The organism is Thalassospira sp., from assembly GCF_002709775.1.
Classification (GTDB): domain Bacteria; phylum Pseudomonadota; class Alphaproteobacteria; order Rhodospirillales; family Thalassospiraceae; genus Thalassospira.
Window position 1 is genome coordinate 135675 of record NZ_PAQR01000007.1, and the last position, 19786, is coordinate 155460.

Consider the following 19786-nt stretch of genomic DNA (forward strand, 5'->3'; position numbering starts at 1 on the left):
CTTTAAAACTCATAAACAGTTACCGTATGGTGTTCTTTCGAAGGCGTGACCGATCAGATCGCGTCGTTGCCCCGTTCACCAGTACGAATACGGATCGCGTCCTCGAGTGAGGAAACGAAAATTTTACCGTCGCCGATACGCCCGGTATGAGCGGCTTGCTGGATTGCCTCAATCGCACGCTCGACAAGCGTGTCCTCGACAACGATTTCCAGCTTTACCTTCGGCAGAAAGTCCACAACGTATTCGGCGCCGCGATACAGCTCCGTATGACCTTTCTGACGTCCGAAACCTTTGGCTTCGGTAACGGTAATCCCTTTGAGACCGATCTCTTGAAGGGCCTCTTTTACCTCGTCAAGCTTGAACGGCTTGATGATGGCTTCAATTTTTTTCATTAGCGCCCTCTGCTTTTTGGCGAGAGTTGCGTTGAACTCTATAAAGCGTAATGCTTCGCCCGCTGACTATTGCACGGACCATGCCAGTTTTCACCGGCCACGGCATTCTAAGGATTCTCGTTGCGAAAACCCAGCAAAACCCATGAATTTTTTACGATTTTCCGACTTGTTGCTGACTGCGTTTTAGGCAAGATGTTCAAAAATTATGCAAACGCACTGTTTAGAAGCCGGGCAACCCTGTTCAAACCGTTCCGGGCTTGCCATTCGAGGGGCTTCATGCGACAGGATTTGCTATGCAAGGGTTCTATCACACGTGAAAATATGCACGATGAGCGGGACTCGACCGGAGGCCACCATCCGGTGATTGACCATTATATAAAGGACGCCTCATGACCGAATTTGTCGGCAATCCGCTTTTCGCTTCGGGCGGGATCACGATCTTTGAAGTGATGAACGAACTGGCCATCAAGCACAAGGCCATCAATCTGGGGCAGGGCGCGCCGGATGAAGATGGCCCGGCCGATATTCGCGAGGCCGCGGCCAAATCACTGACTGATCTGTCCAACCAGTACCCGCCACTGGCCGGCGTGCCCGAACTGCTTCAGGCCGTTGCCGATCACAACAAGCGGTTTTATGGCATCGAGGTCGATCCGAAAAAAGAAGTGCTGGTGTCTGTTGGTGCGACCGAAGGTCTGGCCGATGTGATCCTGGGGCTGGTTGCGCCGGGTGATGAAGTCATCCTGATCGAGCCCCTTTATGACAGCTACCTTCCGATGGTGAAGCTGGCAGGCGGCATTCCCAAGCTGGTGCGCGTCACCCCGCCGGAATGGGAACTTCCGCGCGAAGAGCTTGAAGCTGCGTTTTCCGAGAAAACAAAGCTGATCCTGCTGAATTCGCCGCAAAATCCGTGCTCGAAGGTTTACCGCGAGGATGAGCTGCAATTCATCGCCGATCTGTGCATCAAGCATGATGTGATCGCGCTGTGTGACGAAGTTTATGAGCATCTTGTCTTTGACGGGCGCAAGCATACGCCGCTGATGACGTTCCCGGGGATGCATGAACGCACCGTGCGGATCGGGTCGGCGGGCAAGACCTTCTCGCTGACGGGCTGGAAGATCGGCTATATCACGGCCTGTGCGAAACTGATGGAGCCGATCAAAAAGGCCCACCAGTTCCTTGTCTTTACCGTTTCACCTGCGCTTCAGCATGGTGTTGCGTTCGGGCTTAACAAGGATGATGCCTATTTCGAGAACTTCACCGCCGAGATGGAAGCCAAGCGCGACTATCTGATGAAGGGCTTGAAGGAAGTCGGGTTCGATGTGCTGGATTCTCAGGGTACCTATTTCATCACCTGCGATTTCCGCCCGCTTGGCTATGATTGTGATGATGTCGAGTTCTGTCAGATCATGATCAAGGAAGCCGGTGTGGTCGCCATTCCGGTCTCGGCCTTCTATCAGGGCGAAGATGGCGGCGTGCGCCACTTTGTGCGCTTCTGCTTCTGTAAGGACGAAGCCAAGATGGACGAAGCGATTGCGCGGATGAAAAAGGCGTTTGCCAAGTAATCTGGCCGGAAATCAGCGATCAAAATCAAAAAGGGGCGCCAAGATGTGATTGGCGCCCCTTTTAATTGTTTCCGTTTTAGGCCCGGATCAGGATTTGACCATTTCCCAGCTGCCGGTCTTGGCGGAGCGGGTCAGGGCATCAAGGATCTGCATGTTGGCAATGGCGTCTTCGATCGGATAGTCGACCGGGCTGTCGCCCTTGAAGATCGCGGTCGCGACTTCACCTTGCAGGGTGTACTGGTTGCAGACCGGGAATTTGATCTCGCGGGCTTCATCAAAGCCCGGCTGTTTCTGGCCAGCCACGCGAATGATGGCTTCGTTTTCCGGCACAGCATTGAACGGCAACAGGATTTCAATCCGGCCTTCGGTACCAAGGATATGAACGCGCTGAACGGCTGCTGATTGCGTGCCGCAAGTAAAGCTTGCCTGCAGGCCCGATCCGAAATCAAGCATGCCTGATACCAGGCGGTCGGTGCCGAATTTCGGGTCCTTGTCCATCAGCGAAACCACGCGCACTGGTTCCTTGCCAGTGATAAAGCGCGGGCCGACGACGCAGTAACAACCGATATCAAGCAACCCGCCGCCGCCAATGTCTTTTTTATTGCGCACATTGTTCGGGTCGGCATTGAAATAGGTAAAGATGCTTTGCACGGTCGTAAGCGTGCCGATCTGACCGCTTTCAACAATTTTGCGGGCTTCAAGCCATTGCGGATGGTGGCGGACCATAAAGGCCTCCAGCACCTGCTTGCCGCTTTTGTCACGCGCCTCGATCAGGCGTTTGGCATCTTCGGTATGAAGGCCGATCGGCTTTTCGCAGAGAACATGCTTTCCAGCCTCAAGCGCCTTGATCGTCCATTCGACATGCAAATGGTTGGGCAGGGGATTGTAGATCGCTTCGATCGACGGATCTGCCAGCAATTCCTCGTAAGAGCCATAGGCGCGCGGAATGCGCATGTTTTCTGCGACTTCACGGGTCTTTTCATGATCACGACCGGCGATCGCCAGAATTTCAAGCGCATCGCTTTCCTGCATGGCCGGAATGACCTTCTCCGTGCCGATCTTGGCGGTGCTAAGGATGCCCCACTTCATTCCGATACTCCGTCTGTTGGTCTTATGCGGCCCTTTGATCGCGGTCAGCCGGGCCTGTTTCATCCAACCCTTAACGTTCATATAGGGTGGCAGGGGGCGGCTTTCTGCTATCCGGGCCTGTTATTGAATTGAACTAATTAAGGCATTTGCCTTCACATGCAAGATGCCCTGACGGGTAGGAGGGGTGATTTGTGTTATGAATTGCGCGTTATAAACAGGTCCAGAATGCCAAAGCCCGCAAAATTCGGTGCTTTGAACGACTTGCCGTTTTTGGTGGGAAAAAAGTGAAATTATGCGCTTGACGTTGACCGCCTCGGGCCATATAAACCGCGCCACACGATGGCGGGTGTAGCTCAGGTGGTTAGAGCACCAGTTTGTGGCACTGGGGGCCGTGGGTTCAAGTCCCATCACTCGCCCCAAATATTCAAAGGCTTAGAGGTTTTCCCTCTAAGCCTTTTTTGGTTTAGGTAGCCAAAAAGGCTTCGAGGTGCGCTGGAGATCGCCAGTGCCACGTTTGCCGGCCCCCAATTGCTGAGCTTCATGCTGATCCGCCTTGGCTGTTATCATGCTTTCGTGGTCATAGGCCAAATAACCTAGAATACCTCTCTAAAATCCGCGATTTCTGCCTGATTTTTTTCTTCTTGCACATGCTTGAAGCTAGTAGCCGCATGTCTTGATCAGGTCTGGATACAGGAATGTGTGCCTGCCGAATGGAAACTCCGCAGTCCGTTTTTAGGGAACCAATTTGCCGTGCTGGTTACTCACTACCTAATCACATCATGACGCCATTTTGCATAAGGACGAGTGTGGCATGAGCAACTCCCTGGAAGAAATTGCCGGTGTTTTCGAAAAACTCATCAAACAGGAAAATGCCGCGGCGGAAATGTTTGACGAGAACGGTCTTCCTGAAATTGCGCAGGTCCCCGTTCAGGTGGGGTGTGCGGCCCAGATCGGCTTTAATCGCGTGCGCAACACCTGGACGATCAGCCTCATTCAGGATAGCGCATCCATAAATTCAGATCATGTTGGTTTGTTCCTGGAGCACTTGCTAACCAGTACCAACAAGCTTCGGTTCGGGGCGCCTTTCACTGCCAGCTTGGAAGAGGATGGTGGTGTGAACCTCACTTTTCATGTCGCGCAATCAGACGAACATGCCGATGTTCTTTCCTTGCTGAAAAGAGCCCGTCAACTGCTTGACGAGGCTGCAAAGTCTTTGCCCGGTGCAAAGCAGTCAGATGTGGGTGGCGCCGGTCCGCAACCGTGGGCAATGGCCTGAAACCCCAGAGATTTTGAATTCGGAGAATAGAACCATGGCATTACAAACGTTTCAGGAATTCGCGCGTGATTTTGTGCCTGACCTTGAAATGTCATCGTCGCGGCGGTTCGATCTGGTTTTTGATGACAAGGGCCTTTACGTCGATGTCACGTTGACCAACGACGACAAAACTGTCCTGAGCGATATCTATGTTCTTGATGTTTCTGCATTCATGGGTGGGGTACGTCGCAGTCTGGTGCACGCCGTCATGGGGATCAATGAGGTCGCCGCACAGAACAGCAATTTCATGGTGACGATCGACAGCAGAAATTACCTCGTTCTGTCGGGGTACTGCCAGCTTGATGGTTTGAGGTCCGAAAGCTTTGATCGCGAGCTCACCTTTTGGCTGGATCAGGCCAATCGCCTGCGTTCGCTTGCCCAAACAATTTCGTTCCAGTCTGAAGATATCGGATATGAGCTCGATACAGTCGCAGGAGGTATGTGATGAGTGTTAAACTTCAATCATTTGAGGCCCGCCAGGAGATAAATCGCGCTCTTTGGAATGACCAGCTCGAAACCAAAAAGCTGATTGGGAAATCTTCGCTGCAGAAAGCTGGTTTTGAAAGCCTGCAAGGCGCTACGCTTAAGACCGGCAAGACTGTGGATGCGCTGATCAATAGCAAAGAGTTGTTCAGCAACTTCTTCCGCTCCGAGGTCAAGGCGATGACCGCAGGTATGAACGATAACAATGTTCGTGCCTTTACGCGTGTCGCAGAAGAAAGACTGGGCGAAATTCACGACGCAACGTTTGCGCGGATGGAAGATCAGGCGCTGTCTGGAAAAACCATATCCGGCCGCAAGAAAACCATGCAGGCAGCCAACAAGATGGCGATGGAGTTTCTTAAAGAACTCAAGCCAACCGCGATGAATGTTGCAAGCCAGGACATGGGTCGCGAACTGCGTAACGCGCCCGACCGTGTTGCCGCACCGCAGATGTTTAAAACCGAAGACGGGCATTTCAATCTTGTGCGTAAGGCGCCGCAGATAGAAAACCTCGTCCTGAAAGGGGGCGGAGCAAAAGGGATCGGTTATCCTCCTGCGCTGCGCGAAATGGCGGAAACCGGCATGCTTGACGGGCTGAAACAGGTCGTAGGGACTTCGGCCGGTGCCTTGACAGCCGTGGCAGTCTCCGTCGGTTTGACGACCGAGGAGTTGCAGGATTTCACCAATCAGGACCTTAAGGCCCTGATGAAGGGCAATGACGACCTCAAGGCGCTTTATCCTGAAGCAGATTATAAAAGAATGATCAGTTTTATGGGAGGCGACGCGACCCCGATGCTCCATGCGCTTGACCGTCAAACCGGTCAAAAGGTTGAAGCCTATCTCAATACTGTCTCTGATCAAGCACGCGATGATTTTGCACAGGAATATGCCGCGCGCCTGAACGACGGCACGACCGCAGACCAGATTTCGCAGCGGATCGGTGTTCTTGCAAATCCCGATTTTGACAATGATCGTTCCGGAAACATGGTCACGTTCTCTGACATGGCGATGCTTCACGCGATGGCGCCAAATCAGTTCAAGAACATTCAGATTACCGCTTACGATGTGGCGAACCAACAGCCAAAGACCTTCAATGCGACTGAGTCCCCGGATATGCCGGTGGCATTTGCTGCCCGTGCATCAATGGCCCATCCGCTGATTGCAAAAAGTATTGTGCTTGATGGTGTGCAACTCGCAGATGGCGGGATTGCTTCCAATATTGCGGCGGAGGCTGTGTATCCGAATGGGCGGGCGGGGGCAACCAATCCGACCAATGGGTCGTTGATGGATCAGGAAATTCGCGCACGTACCGCACTCATGGTCTTTGATGACGGAAACAAGGCGTATACGTCCTTGCACGGCTCCCCTGATGACCGTGCCGTCAAGAACAGTTTCAAAGGGAATGTCCAGAGTTCACTGGTTAATAACCCGAACCACTACCAGGACAAGATCGATGACCGTTCCAAGGTGTATGAAGCTGGTGCGAACACATTCGTCGTGTTCCACGGCAAAATCGGAACGACCGATTTGAATGCCTCTGATCAGGACAAACAGGTTGCCGAAGCAACGGCATCCATGAAGATGCTTGAGCAAATCAGCAACCGTCGTGATGCCGCCTATATGGTTGAAGTGGATTCACCGCTGCAGGCGTTTGGATTGATGACGGATGAAGAAAAGCAGATGTTGATCCACGAGGGAGAGCCGCAGCGCGGGAACTTCGCGAACGAGGACAACTTCGTTGCTGCTGGCATTCTGTATGATTTGGCCCGTCAGGAGTTCGGGGTCTGATAAATCAATACCCTGAATACAGAACTATACACGAGGGCCACCCGATGTGACGGGCGGCCCTCGTAAGATTTAGGTGGCAGCATACGTTTTCTGCGGGCTACACTACCTTTCTTTGTCGTCAAGAGCTGTGTCGTTGCTGAGAGCCAGCGAACCGGGTATCCATAAATCTTCGTCCAGGAAACGCTTTGATGGAGCAATCCGAAGTCAGAATTCATTCCGTGATCACCAATGATCAGCAAGAATTGAATCACTTTTTGGAAACACTCGGAGACAGGCTTGAGGAATCAGGTGTTGCGTTTGCGGTTGCTACCCGCATTCAGGTTTGTCTGGATGAAATGCTGTCCAATGCGGTGAAATACGGTTATCCACCAGAAAGTACCGGCCAGATTGAGATATCAATCACGTTCGACGGCGCGGAAATTCTCGTCACGGTTTCAGATGACGGTATCGCCTTCAATCCCTTTGACCGTGAATCTCCAGACAGTCTGGATAAGGAGCTTGAAGCGCGTGATATTGGCGGGCTCGGGATCCACATCGTCAAGACGATGGCAAGGCGCTATGACTATCAGCGCACCAAAAATCACAATGTTAACCGGTTCTGGCTTACTGCTCAGTAAGGACCCGGGCGACACATTCGGCGCATGTACGAACTTGTAAAAAGGTCGCCCGGATATCTTTGGCGTTTGGCGATCAGTTCGCCTTATCGCGATATTCGAAGGTCACGCAGGTAATGTCGTCGGCCTGCGGCGCGCTGTCTGCAAAGCGATAGACAGCAGAAACCACATCTTCCTGTAGAGTACCCACATTTTCGAACGTCTGACGCAACGCTGTTTCGAGGCGTTCTGTGCCAAACTCTTCTTCTGTGGGGTTGATGGCCTCGTTTACGCCATCTGTAAACAGGAACACACGATCCCCGTCTGCAATTGGCAGCTGCTTGTCTTCGTACGGCATGTCTTCCATGACGCCCAGGGCCATGTCACCGGTGCCGGGGATTGCAATACTTTGCTGTTGTCCGGCCGGCAGATGATAGGGCGGGTTGTGACCGGCATTGCAATAGGTGAACACACCGCTATCAAGATGCAGGATGCCGTAAAAGACGGTGACAAACAGCTCCTCGCTATTGTTCTGGCAAAGTGCATTGTTCAGCGCGGTGATGCATTCCGCCGGGGAATTGAATTCCGGTGCAATGGCACGCAGGATCGAACGGGTAATCGCCATAAAGAGTGCTGCGGGAACACCCTTGCCCGATACATCGGCGACAACCACAGCAAGGCGATTGTCATTAAGATAGAAGAAGTCATAAAAATCACCGCCGACGTCCTTTGCAGGAACCATCTGGCCGACAATATCAAGTTGGGCGCTTGGGGGCATGTCGTCGGGCAGCATGGCCAATTGGACGCGCCGTGCAATATCAAGTTCCTGTTGCAGGGACAGATAGGCGGTTTTCGATTTCAGCGCTTCTTCGAGTTCAGAGATGGTTGATTGCAGTGTGCCGTGCTGTTGGTGAATGCGTTCCTTGAGGCTGGAAAGCGTAAGGGTAACGACCGCAAGTTCGCTTGCGGACTTGACGTCTTCGTTCTCGTTTTCCGTGCCATTACTCGCAAGCCGTTGTTCAATCTGGGTGAGATCATCCATGATTTCTTTGCGTGCATCTTCATCAAGCGTTTCGGCAAGTTCGGTCATTTGATCACGAATGACCCGGGCCTGGCGTTGACTGCGGTTGCGGCGTGAGCGGGTCATGCGATCAAGACGCATCATGTCGTTGCGCAGTTTGACGATTGCCGATGAAATCTGTCCGACTTCATCGTTGCTTCGTGTCTGTCCAAGATGCCGCGAAAAGTCACCCTGCGCGACGCCGGCCAGAACACCGATGACCCCTTCAAGCGGGTTCAGTGATCGCCGGATATAGAACCACAACCCGAAGGCTGCAGCGATCAGAAACAGGATAGTTCCAACAAAAACGACACGTTCAAACTGCGCAAATGTGTAAACACTCTCGCTTATATCCTGAACACTAACGACGTAACCTGCCTGCTCGGAAAAACCAACAACCGGGTTGCTAGTGACGCTGTACATTCTTTCACCGAACGGGATGCGCTCTTCGGTAGATGTTCCGTATTGGACGCTACTGCCGATCTCTTGCCACAGCGTTTCATTCTGGCCGCTTAGATAACGGCCGCGACGATTGATCAGCAGTGTTTCGCTTTCCTGTAGATCAGAGAGCTCATCCAGCAGACGTTCGAGCTTGATTGCGGCAACCGCAACCGGGTTGTTGTTCATGCCATAGGGAAGGGGGACGGCGATGGCCAAAAATGTCTGACGGTCACGGGTCACAGAGACACCAGTGAATCGCTTGCGAACCCCATTTGCCAGAAGGAAAAGTTGGTCGCTGTTGATCAGTGGACTTGGGAAATAGCTTGCTTCGGATGTGTAGGCCTGTTCCCCGTCCGGTTGATAGACTTCGATGCGATCAAAGTAGGCGTTATCCGTAATGCCAACAGTTGCGATCGCGCGTGCTGCCGAATGGATATCGCGGGAGTTATTGCGCAGCATCGCGTCACGTAGTGGCCCGTCTTCACGCAGGAGCCAGATCTTGTCAGACAGCGACAGGACAGCACCATCAACAACCTTGCTCCATAGGCTATTTTGTTGAAGCGCTGCAGAACGGCCAAATTCGACCTGGAGCAATTTTTCGCGATAAGAGAAGGCCCAGTAAAGACTGCTTGAGACGATGAGCAGGCAAATGCATGAAAAGATGCTCAGGCGGTTACGCAGCAACATCAGTTGTCCCCCGTTTCGTTGAGGGTTTCCATCAGCACGCCGGGACCAGCAATGACCCAGAAGGAAATCGCGCCAAGCAATCCGATCATACCGATGGTTATGACGGCTGTTTCCACACTATAGACAGTTGCGAGACTTCCCGCGATCAGCGGACCAAGCACGTTGCCGATCCGCTCGAGAAAGCGAAACAGGCTCAGGCCTTCGGCTGGTGATGAGGTTGTCGTGCTTTTCACAATGATGTTTTGCACCAAGGCAAGCTGTGGCGAGATGCTGAGCGCCTGGCCCATACCGATCAGGGCGACAACGCCCACCGTCGCCCAAATGCCATCCCATATGGACAGGCTGATGCCGCCCAAACCGGCCAGGATGCCGCCGACGATAACGAAAAACGCATGTAAATGACGTCTGTCGGCAAGTTGGGATGCCTGTGGCATTAGAACCACAACCGCAATGCCATACATCATCACAACCCGCCCGATGGCAGAATCACCCGCGTTCAAACCTGACAGGTGAAGGGGAACCAGCAGGAAAATAACACCCGTGAGCATGATTTTGGACGGAATGGCACAAAGCACTGTCAAAGAGGCAAACCGCAAATTACCGAGCAGGGCAAAGTCGGGAGTCTTCCGCATTCCAACACGTGATCTTTCTCGCGCGTTTTGGGCATCAGATTGAGGGGTGTCTTCAGGCTGTCCGAGGTGCTCTGTATCGGTATTTAGCGTTGAACGAAGCAATAAGCCTGACAACAACGCAAGACCGGCAGAAACCAGAAATGTCGCAGCATATCCGATCCGATCAGCAAGAATGCCGCCGATTGCAGGGCCGCAGATACCGGCAACAAGAATTGCGCCGACAAATATCGCCATGTTGGTAGCGCGGCTCGATGGTTGGGATCGGCTGGCAATATAGCTTTGGCACGCAACAAAGATCAGACCATAGCCGAGCGCTGAGAGCATTCTGGACGCAACAAACAGGTAAAAGTCGGCAAAAAGATAGCTCGCGATATAGCCACTGACTGCCGGAACCAGACCGATAATGAATGTCTTGCGGGCCCCCAGTCGTTCAGCAAGAGGCGATGACAAAAGCGACACTGCTGCAAGGACTGCCATGAAGGCCATAATGGGTAAGCCGGCAGCAAAATCAGGCATGTGCTGCAGGCTACTCGGAAGGCCAAGTTTCTGAACATAAACAGGCAGGAAGGCGCGCGACAGTTCTTCGGCGAACATGAAGATAAACAGCGGTAGCCGTAACGCACGGATGTTATTGGTTTCCTTCTCGCGGAACTTGAAGGGGTCGGAGAAGGAAAATCTGTTTTGTATGGATCTGACGGCTTGATCGATACGGTTGACTTTTTCCGGCTCTATTTGGGCGGCACGGAGTTCGCTTGCGTCATCAAAAAACAGCCTTGCGCGCACTGCCAGCAAATAGAGAACATTGTTGAGTACATTCTGAACCCGGGTGAGTTCAGCCGTCGCATTGGCATGGATCGAATGCGAGAACCTTCCTTTTGCGCCATCGCGCAGGATGTTGACGACGGATTGCAGCGGGTTTAGCAACCGGCCGTAAATCAGGAACCCCAACATTTCATATGTCACGAGCATCGTGATCAGAAGGGTCGTCAAAACTTCGTAGGTAACCTCTTCATGCTGGCTACTGATGTAATCCGGGTTCAGGGCAATCGTGACGTTGGCAAAGGTTTCGCCTTTGTGGCGGATTTCGTGCGAGATGCGCGGTGCGTCCAGACCGCGCTCGCCGGCCTCGTATGCAAAGGCCCCGCTGTAATCATTTGCAGGCGGTGCAATCGAGATCGCGGAAATATCACTGTTTTCATTCAGTATTTTTCCAAGATAGGCTTCGACGCCGACCATTTTGTCGATTGGGATGCCTGCGGCAACAGCGCGTTCGACATCTTTGCTTATGCTACGTGCGACAAGCTCCGCCTTGTCCTGAAATTCGGGCAATAGCCGGTTTTCAAATGTCGTCAGCGCACGATAGGAAAACACGCCCAAGGTTAGGCAGAGCAAGCCGAGTGCCCCAATCAGAAGCCAGATCAGAACCCGGGATTTCTGCTGTGATATATCGGTTGCTTTTGTTGCGGATGAAGAATGATTCATCAGTTCAAATCCCCATCAATCTGCCGAAGTTTTTTCGCCGTTTGATCAAGCGTGTCTTGGGTCAGACGATAGCTATCCATAAAGCCGTAATCGTTAAACTCCGAGCCGGGCTTTGCCGACACCGCGGTGGGCGCCGGTTCGGCAAGAACGGGTGGCTCCTGCTGATCTCGTTGGTCGAGTAGTTGGGAAAGATGACTGCTGAGCCCATTGAGATAGCGACTGATCGGACGGGTGACAAAGAAAACAAGAACGGTCATTGCGACAAAGCCGCCGACCCATATCCATAAGCCATCATTAATCAGGGACTTATTGATGTCCGAGACGAGTTGAGCCTGCCGGGCAGGGGAATAGCGAAGGACAATGCTGCCGGTCGGGTTGCCAAGCGCATCAATCACGCCAAGGCCAAGAGAAATGGCACCGCGATCATCTTCGACCATCCAGCTGGAATGCTTGTTTTCCTGCCATGCCTGTTCCCAGCCAGACGGAATGATGTCGCCAACAAAACTTGGGTCCGTGCTCAGAACTGTTCGGCCATCCTGATCAAATACCTCGATCGAAAGGATGCTGTCATTTTCAGCCATCGCGGCAAGAAGTTGTTGATTGCCGGTGGGAAGGCGGGCAAGCGGAACGCCGCCCAGGCTCATCTCTGCCTCGAGGGATGTACGCAGACCTTCGATCAGGAAATAGAAGCGGTCATTGACGACCTGATCAATAGCCTTTTCGAACTTGTACATATTGATCATCAGCATCATGGCCATGGCAACGATACTGACAATCAACAGGTTGAGAACAATCAGCACAGGAAGTTTTTTTGCCAGCATTGTCTAGTTCTCCTGCGCATTAAGAAGTTCTGCAAAGGACAGCAATGCCAGTGGCGGGTACTTTTCCAACCGGCGGGCAATGTCCATGTTTATTTTCAGAACGAATTGCGGGAGCGCATCATAGGGAATGTCACCTGGTGCGGTCTTGTCGACGAGAATGCGAAGCGCCTTGGCGGCACAATATTGCCCGGCAACATAGTAATTTCCCACCAGACCAAACAACGCATCCCCACTGGAAAGAAATGGGTCTGCCGCGGCAAATGTCGGCAGATTGTGTGTGGCGATGGCTTCAAAAAGTGTTTTCTGGTTTCGCAGCAAAAATGTATCCGGACCAATATAGACAATGTCGGGATGGGTCATGGCCAGCTTGTCGACCGTTTCTGCAATCGCATCCGGTCGTGACCTGCCTTCGGCGTCAAGCGGGATCGGGAAGGCCGTGAAATCCAGGCCGTGCAGTTCTGCTTGTGCTTGTAGGGATTGCACTGCACTGGTCGGGCTGGACTGGGAAGAGTCATAAATGGCGGCAATTTTTCCGGCGGGGAGATAGCTCAGGATCGTTTGCAATTGTGCCGAGCTTTGCGGGATATGGGAAACGCCGGTCATGTTTCGACCAGAAGTCTGGCTTTCATCGACAAGGTCGCCGATCTTCGCATCAGCTACCATGCAGTTTACGGTCGGAATATCGGAAATGAAGTCAGCTTGACCTAGCTCGGACGTTTTGCCCGATATGTTTTGGGCGGTCGCCATGCTCCAGGTGTAAACCAGATCTGGCCGGGCATCGCGGATTTCTTCGCGGATTTTCTGAAACTCTTCGTAGTTTTGTGCCGGGTTGCGAACGATGGTTTCAATCGGGATATGCCGGTTCGCGAAGTAATCAACGAAGCCTTGATCGGTTATCGTGTCCCCCCGCCACTGCACCATGAAAATACGAAATGGGCGCTGTGTGCCGTCCTCGGATGTTTCTACCGGCATGTCGGAATATCCGGCGTCCTGTGCGAAAGCGGGCGTACCGAATGCCGCCATTCCCAGTATCATCCAGGATGCCATGATACGGGGGAGCCTGTCAGGAAGGTTGGTGGTTCGGTTCACGTTACAAGTCATGTGCGAAACGCCCGATTGGTGTCTGAGGTGACTGTGTCGCGCAGTGCCATCTGCAAAAGGTATTTTCCGCTGGACGTGCGCTGGACAGCAAAGCCGATATATCCGTGTGCAAGGTGCTCACTGACCTCGAAGAAAGCGTCGACCGGGCAGCTGATTAGTTCCTTGTCCTCTGGATTGCGGGGGCGTTGGAGTGACGTCGGATGACCTTTGCGGTGAATGATATAGCGCTGCATATCGCCATAGCAGACCGCATGACCGATCACCTGAAAGCCCGCGCCCAAATGATTGCCCAGACTGTATGGGTTCAGCGGGGATACAGTGCCCATCAGGTGATGATAACCAGCCAGCAGCGCATAATGGCCGCGAATTTGGTTCATCGTCTGATGCAAATGATTGCCGCGAAAATCCGGATGGACGGCCGCGCCATCAAAATGCGCAACCCGCAACGCTTCATCTGCAGGCAAATCGGTAAAGCGCGCCAGATTGTCCGGATCCTGATAGGGAAAGGACACAACCGCATACCCAATTAGCCGTCCTTCTTTGAAGGCGCCAACGGTTGCACCGCGCCGCTCGATATGATCGGCGAGGAAATCGGGTTGGTCTGAACGAAAAATGTGACGGTCTGGAAGGTTTGCGACGACCGCTTGATGAAGTTCGACAAGATCGTTCAGATCAGCAGTTTCCAGAAACCGTAACGTGACCCCATATGAAGTTTCAGCAGGGTCGTCACGTCTAAGGATGTTGCTTTGCCATTCTGACTGGTGAAACGCCAAAAGGGCCGTCTGATCAGACGGCCATGGCGGGGGGATCCGCGCTTCTGTGTCGGCTTCGACTGGGGGCATATATTTGGGCAACGAACTAGTCACGTCAGGCCGTCTGGAAATGATTGGGGAAGGGCGAAGCGGTTTTGGATGCAGAGCTCTGAGGCTTCGTGGCCGTCGCTTTGTCGAGTTTTTCGATCCATTGGTCTGCGGACTGAGCCAGTTTCTCGATAATTTTGGTCAGCGTGGCGACGTCTGGGATGTCAAAGTCCAGATAACGGCACAGAACGATTTCCCGCTGATTGTCATCCAGCGCAAGTGTGGCGCCGCCGGTGTCATGTCCAAACAGGTTGCCGCAAAGCATCATGCGCATTTTTTCTGCTGACAGGGATTGTTCGGCATTTGCCAGAACAACGTAAAGGTGCGTGACGTCTTTCACTGCATCTCGTTCGATGTTCAGCGTGATACGGTCGTCAAACCGGATTGCGCAGGTGCCATCCTCGGTGACGGTCAATTGATCAAGGCCCGCACTTTTACCGAACTCGGTGATAAGGTTTTTGAAATCCATAACGCTACTTCCCTGACGCTTAGTTTACTTCGACCAACTTCTGAGTGATTTCCAAAGGACGGGTGATGGAGATGTCCGTTCCCGAAACGGATACAGAGAATGTCACGCCATACTCGGACGCATTGGGGTCCAGATTTTTAATCGCCAGGTTCCCGTCAGAACCTAGCAATTGAACGGAGTTTTGCTCTTCGGTAAATCTCCGGAAGACGCTGACATCTGCCGAAACCGTGCCGTCTTCTGCGAACCGAATATTGATGTTCTGGCTGAATGCACCGCCGCCGAGCATCAGGCTGCCTTCATCGAACTTTTCGAATGGCAGTCCGTAGTCATCGACATTGAGGATATCCATCAACATGCCCTGATGAACCACACTGGTCAGAGTTTTCAGAGCCGTGCTGTCTGCCTGACCCATACCGGAAAGCTGGTTGTGGACGCGTTCGGCCATGTCAGTGGTGGTTTCGTCGTCGCGCGCGATGTTGACCTGAAGTCCTTCGATCTGGACGGTGCCGCGCTGTATGAAGTCCTTGGAAAACTGTTCACCAACGGCGACGTCGCCAAGGTTCTGGGGATCAAACTGGAAGGCCTTTTCGAGCAAGATGTGCTCTGAGCCTTCCTGTGTCAGGCGGATATGGGTTGCGGCGTTGTCCTTGCCGAAGGCAAAGCCACAGGCCCGCTGAAGGGCGGCTTTTTCGGCATCGCTGACGGAGGTATCGGCATCCTCGGGGATGGCGATTTCGTTTTCTTTTACGATGTCATTAAGCGACGTTGCTATCTTCAGGAAAACGTTGCTGCCGATCAATTGGGAGTTGGCGGCGGGCCCCTGATACGGATCGACCATCGTCACACCCGAAGAATTAACCTCACTGAGCATCGAATACTGACCTGTCAGGTCGAAAGCTTCGATCCCCAGATTTTCCCATTTCGTCGGTGGGAACTGTTCGATGAAGCTGGTCTGTTGTTCGCGTGTCATTCCGGCGAAAAGATTATCGATCATGTCTGATGACACGGTTGCCATGTCATCAGCACCGGCATTGGTCGCAAGCGCGTATTCACCAAACTTGCGTGACGCATCAATGAACTTGCCAAACGCGTCCGAAATGTCGCCATTCTCGGCGGTAATGCTGTCCATTGCTGTATCGAGCAAAGTCTTGGCAGAATCGATTGCGGCGTCGGCGAATGTTTTTGCGTGGTCCTTGATCGGCTGACGTTGCTCGGACGACATGCCGATCTCGCCAGAAAAGGCGCGCAGCATGGCGGTGGCCGGCATATCCAGGCCATCAAGGTCGTTTTCCATCCGGGCAACCAGTTGTTCAATCATCTGCCCTTTGGCACCGTCCACCATGTCCAGATAGGCTTGGTCTGCACCGTTTGCATTTTCCGGTACGTCCCGAAGCAATTTGGCTGCTTCCATCATGGACGGCAGGATATCGGCAAGCGGTTTGTTCGCGGCAAGGTCGCGGGTCACGTTTTGCATCGACCGGGTAGCAGATTCAGCCGTGACCATGGTCGATGCGGTTTGGGCATTGGATGCCAACAGCGCGAGAACATCCTTGGCGCCCGCCTTTGCCAGGTCTGTGTCCTGTGCGTCAGAGATCCGGTCCTGGCTGGAGACCAGTGCAAGCTTTTGCGAAAGATGCTGCACGCCATCGCGCGATAGCTCTTCCATGCTGTTGATCATGGCGTTCTGCAGTATGTTCTGAAGCGGCTGTCCTGATTTCAGAAGGCTATCCACCGACTTGGCGATTGCCGACATGTTTGGCGGTGTCTTGTTGTCGGGGTTTGCCAGCTCCTTGACCAATGCGCCGATATTGTTGCGCAGCTCAGTTGTGTTTTTCTGAACAAGATACTGGGCGCGGACCTTGGTGCCGGGAATATGTTTGAGAATGCGATCTGCAAGGCTGGTCGGTGCGCCTGCCTGGCCTGCATTTGCGGCACGGCCCTGCGGCGGAGGAGCGACTTCGAGTTTCATGCCCGCCAGGCTGACATTGTGCCGTGCCTCGACATTCTCCATGCCGCCGAGTTGATGCGCGACCGGGTTCTGAATACCGATATTTGGCATGACCTGACTCCTTCCTGCGAACAGATGAATTATCTGGATAGTAAGTGGCAGGAAGGGCCATGTTGGTTCCCTGAAATATCAGGTTATTGCGCAAATTTGCTGGAAGTCACGGGATAGGTCGTGTCGGTTGGCAAAGACTAGTAGGGCGTTGCCTCACTTTCGAGCCAGCGCAGGATTTCCGCGACCGGTTCGATCAGGTCGCCGGGAATGAACTGATCGACGGTTGCTGTCTCGTACAGTGATCGGGCAAGCGGGACGTTGCGCATGATTGGAATGCCTTCCTGCTCCGCAACTTCCATCATGCGTTTGGCAACTGCACCTTCGCCGGCAGAAATCACAACCGGCAGCGGCGTTTCATCGGCCTCGTAATAGAGGGCGATGGCAATGTGTGTCGGGTTTGTCACAAGAACCTTTGCCTTTCGTGTGCGTTCGATTGTGGAGTTCTGCATCATTTCCTGATGAAGTTGCTTACGCTTTCCTTTAATCAGCGGGTCGCCTTCGGACTCCTTGTATTCGCGTTTGACCTCGTCCTTGGTCATTTTCAGCTGTTTTTTGTGCTGGAAGCGTTGATAGGCAATGTCAAAGAAGCCGACGATGAGGTAAGCCGCCGACGTATAGATCATCACCTGCGTGACAGTCTGGGCGAGGATGGCTGTGACACCGGACAGGCCGCTGGGCGGCACCAGCATCAGATCCCCAAGTGCGCCATAGACGACCAGATAAATCAGGATCGACAGAAACACGACTTTGAGGATGTTTTTGAGAAACTCTACCATGTTCTTGGCCGAAACCATGTTCTTGGCATTGGCCCCGACATTGAGTTTCTTCGCACTTGGTTTGAGGGATTCGAAGGCAAACAGAACCCCGGTTTGAACCATCTCGGCAAAGACACCAAGGATCAGCGCGATCAGTATTGGCGGCACAATAATCCCGATCGAACGGTTCATGATTTCGGTGCTGATGGGCGCGATCATTGATGAAACGGGATGGCCATACATCTCGGCGGGCAGGACCATAAGCGCCATCATGTCTTCGAGGATGTTAGCACCATTACCGATGAAATAGCCAATCAGCGCGATCAGCAACACGGTCTGTGTGAAATCCTTTGATTTCGCGACCTGACCCTTGTTTCGGGCGTCGCGTAATTTCTTGGGAGTTGGATCTTCGGTCTTTTCATTCATGCCGCTACTCCATCACACCACGTAGTTCATACAAGTGATCGGTAATGGCGCGCAGCTCTGGCCCCAGATATTCAAATAGGAAGCCGGCATAAATGATCAGAACAAACAGGCCGACCGCACTTTTGATCGGCATAGACAGGAAGAACACCTGCAATTGCGGGGCGAACCGGCTGATCATGGCGAGGCCAAGTTCTGACAGGAACATTGCGATCAGGACGGGTGCTGCCATGATCATGGCGACATACATAAAACGATCAAGTTGCTGCAGGAAGAACAGCCCGCCGTCATTTCCAACAAACTTTGGCCAGAAGGAGCCGATCGGCCAAAAGATGAAGCTTTCATAGACGGCGCGCAAAAGAACCAGCAAGCCGCCGCTGATCAGAAAGAACACGCTTGCCGCCTGGTTAAGCAAAATCGCCAGGGGCGATGTCGTCACACCTGTCAGCGGGCTCATGGTGCTCGACATGGTTGCGCCGCGCTGGTTATCGATGATGAAGCCGATGGCCTCAATCGCCCAGAACAGCATCGCGACAAGAAATCCCATCACAAAACCGATAAAGGCTTCTTTGCCGATGATCGCCATGACCAGAAGCGGGCTGTCCTTGGTTTCAATAACCGCTGGCATCGCAAGCGGAATGACGGCAAGGGCAAACACCGCCGCAACGCTGTTACGGATCAGTCCGGGCAGGATGGATTTGCCAAACATGGGCAAAACGATGAACAGGCCAAGGAAGCGCGCGACAGCAAAGGACAGGGCGACTGCAATGGTATGCAGATCGTAAACACCCCAGTCCTGAAGCTGCTCAATGACCATAACCCGCGCCTTAGCTTGTCAGTTGCGGAAAGTCGGTGAATACCGCCAGTGCAAAACGGTAAAGCTCGCCACCGATCCATGAGGCGGTCATGAACAGGACAATGCCCACGGCGGCAAGTTTGAAACCGAATGACAGGGTTTGTTCCTGCACCTGTGTGAGGGCCTGAAGAAGACTGACCAGCGTGCCGACAACGGCGGCCGCAATGATCGGGGGTAATGACAGCATCAATGTCAGAACCAGTGCCCGGGTCAGGAAGCTTATGATATCGCCTTCGAACATTTCCGCATCCTTTCCCTAGTTCACGTAGCTCAGAACAAGTCCGTGAATCAGGCGAGACCAGCCATCAACCATCACGAACAGGAACAGTTTTAGCGGAAGTGAGATCGTCATCGGTGAAACCATCATCATACCCATTGCAAGCAGGATGTTGGAAACGATCAGATCGATCACGACAAACGGCAGATACAGAAGAAAACCGACTTCGAATGCTGATGTCAGTTCGGCGACCGTGAAGGCCGGGGCCAGAACGAGAAAACTGTCCGGGCCAAGCTGAGCCGCAAGATCGGCAGGCCAGATCTGGGCGATTGTCTGAACGAAGAATTCCCGCTGGGTTTCGTCCGTATGCTGCATCAGAAAATAGCGGAATGGCTCGAACGCCTGCGCCAGCACATCAAACAGGTTCGCCGTGTCATTAAACGACACATTACCTTCCTGCAGGATGTCAAAAACGGAAGCCCCGACCGGCGCCATGATGTAAACCGTCAGGATCAATGCCAGCCCGTAAAGCGCCATGTTTGGCGGAATTTGCTGAACGCCCAGTGCGTTACGCACCAGAGATAACACAACCGCAATTTTTACAAACGATGTCGTGATAACGATAACGAACGGGATCAACGCCAGCAGCGCCAGCAACAGGGCAAGTGTTAATGGATCAGGAATATTGATCATCGTCCGCT

18 protein-coding genes and 1 tRNA gene are annotated in these 19786 nt (G+C 53.1%); 6 read left to right on the plus strand and 13 right to left on the minus strand.

Going from position 1 to position 19786, the window contains the following annotated elements; all coding sequences use genetic code 11:
• Positions 1–53 precede the first annotated feature (53 nt).
• Positions 54–392 carry a P-II family nitrogen regulator gene (locus tag CMO10_RS03745; RefSeq protein ID WP_007091888.1) on the minus strand — a complete coding sequence of 113 codons (339 nt, stop codon included), beginning with the start codon at positions 390–392 and terminating at the stop codon, positions 54–56.
• A gap of 389 nt (positions 393–781) precedes the next feature.
• Here CMO10_RS03745 and CMO10_RS03750 point away from each other — a divergent pair, with 389 nt between their 5' ends.
• Positions 782–1954 (plus strand): aminotransferase, encoded by a 1173-nt coding sequence (locus CMO10_RS03750; protein WP_297018928.1) that lies wholly within the window; start codon positions 782–784, stop codon positions 1952–1954.
• An 87-nt stretch (positions 1955–2041) separates the two neighbouring features.
• Here CMO10_RS03750 and CMO10_RS03755 read toward each other — a convergent pair whose 3' ends face one another.
• Positions 2042–3043 (minus strand): Gfo/Idh/MocA family protein, encoded by a 1002-nt coding sequence (locus CMO10_RS03755; protein WP_297018929.1) that lies wholly within the window; start codon positions 3041–3043, stop codon positions 2042–2044.
• 342 nt (positions 3044–3385) lie between these two features.
• Between CMO10_RS03755 and CMO10_RS03760 the strand changes: the two genes are divergently transcribed.
• The 5 genes from CMO10_RS03760 (at position 3386) to CMO10_RS03780 (ending at position 7246) form a co-directional block, all read left to right on the plus strand.
• A tRNA-His gene (locus CMO10_RS03760) sits at positions 3386–3462 on the plus strand.
• Between the two features lie 392 nt (positions 3463–3854).
• Positions 3855–4319, plus strand: a complete 465-nt coding sequence (locus tag CMO10_RS03765; RefSeq protein ID WP_297018930.1) for a hypothetical protein — start codon at positions 3855–3857, stop codon at positions 4317–4319.
• A 34-nt stretch (positions 4320–4353) separates the two neighbouring features.
• Positions 4354–4803, plus strand: a complete 450-nt coding sequence (locus CMO10_RS03770) for a hypothetical protein (RefSeq protein ID WP_297018931.1) — start codon at positions 4354–4356, stop codon at positions 4801–4803.
• On the plus strand, positions 4803–6629 hold the full coding sequence (locus CMO10_RS03775; RefSeq protein ID WP_297018932.1) for a patatin-like phospholipase family protein: 1827 nt from the start codon (positions 4803–4805) through the stop codon (positions 6627–6629). Before CMO10_RS03770 ends, CMO10_RS03775 begins: the two co-directional genes overlap by 1 nt.
• A gap of 188 nt (positions 6630–6817) precedes the next feature.
• Positions 6818–7246: an ATP-binding protein gene (locus tag CMO10_RS03780; protein ID WP_297018933.1), complete on the plus strand. Its 429-nt coding sequence runs from the start codon at positions 6818–6820 to the stop codon at positions 7244–7246.
• A 73-nt stretch (positions 7247–7319) separates the two neighbouring features.
• On the opposite strand, the gene CMO10_RS03785 is transcribed toward CMO10_RS03780, so the two are convergent.
• The 11 genes from CMO10_RS03785 to sctR all read right to left on the minus strand — a co-directional run bounded on the left by CMO10_RS03785 (position 7320) and on the right by sctR (position 19778).
• Positions 7320–9410, minus strand: a complete 2091-nt coding sequence (locus CMO10_RS03785; protein WP_297018934.1) for a SpoIIE family protein phosphatase — start codon at positions 9408–9410, stop codon at positions 7320–7322.
• A complete protein-coding gene (locus tag CMO10_RS03790; RefSeq protein ID WP_297018935.1) occupies positions 9410–11524 on the minus strand; it encodes an MFS transporter in 2115 nt (704 codons plus the stop codon). Before CMO10_RS03790 ends, CMO10_RS03785 begins: the two co-directional genes overlap by 1 nt.
• Positions 11524–12345 (minus strand): hypothetical protein, encoded by an 822-nt coding sequence (locus tag CMO10_RS03795; protein WP_297018936.1) that lies wholly within the window; start codon positions 12343–12345, stop codon positions 11524–11526. The genes CMO10_RS03790 and CMO10_RS03795 overlap by 1 nt, the downstream gene beginning before the upstream one ends.
• Positions 12346–12348: 3 nt before the next feature.
• Positions 12349–13368: an ABC transporter substrate binding protein gene (locus tag CMO10_RS03800; protein WP_297018937.1), complete on the minus strand. Its 1020-nt coding sequence runs from the start codon at positions 13366–13368 to the stop codon at positions 12349–12351.
• Between the two features lie 74 nt (positions 13369–13442).
• Positions 13443–14219, minus strand: a complete 777-nt coding sequence (locus tag CMO10_RS03805; protein WP_297018938.1) for a GNAT family N-acetyltransferase — start codon at positions 14217–14219, stop codon at positions 13443–13445.
• 94 nt (positions 14220–14313) lie between these two features.
• The gene (locus tag CMO10_RS03810) at positions 14314–14775 is read right to left on the minus strand and encodes a type III secretion system chaperone (RefSeq protein ID WP_297018939.1); all 462 of its coding nucleotides are present in this window, start codon (positions 14773–14775) and stop codon (positions 14314–14316) included.
• A gap of 19 nt (positions 14776–14794) precedes the next feature.
• A complete protein-coding gene (locus CMO10_RS03815; RefSeq protein ID WP_297018940.1) occupies positions 14795–16834 on the minus strand; it encodes a hypothetical protein in 2040 nt (679 codons plus the stop codon).
• A 137-nt stretch (positions 16835–16971) separates the two neighbouring features.
• Positions 16972–18015: a type III secretion system export apparatus subunit SctU gene (sctU, locus tag CMO10_RS03820; protein ID WP_297018941.1), complete on the minus strand. Its 1044-nt coding sequence runs from the start codon at positions 18013–18015 to the stop codon at positions 16972–16974.
• Between the two features lie 4 nt (positions 18016–18019).
• The gene (sctT, locus tag CMO10_RS03825) at positions 18020–18829 is read right to left on the minus strand and encodes a type III secretion system export apparatus subunit SctT (protein WP_297018942.1); all 810 of its coding nucleotides are present in this window, start codon (positions 18827–18829) and stop codon (positions 18020–18022) included.
• 10 nt (positions 18830–18839) lie between these two features.
• On the minus strand, positions 18840–19109 hold the full coding sequence (gene sctS, locus CMO10_RS03830) for a type III secretion system export apparatus subunit SctS (protein WP_297018943.1): 270 nt from the start codon (positions 19107–19109) through the stop codon (positions 18840–18842).
• A 15-nt stretch (positions 19110–19124) separates the two neighbouring features.
• Positions 19125–19778 carry a type III secretion system export apparatus subunit SctR gene (gene sctR / locus CMO10_RS03835; protein WP_297018944.1) on the minus strand — a complete coding sequence of 218 codons (654 nt, stop codon included), beginning with the start codon at positions 19776–19778 and terminating at the stop codon, positions 19125–19127.
• Positions 19779–19786 lie beyond the last annotated feature (8 nt).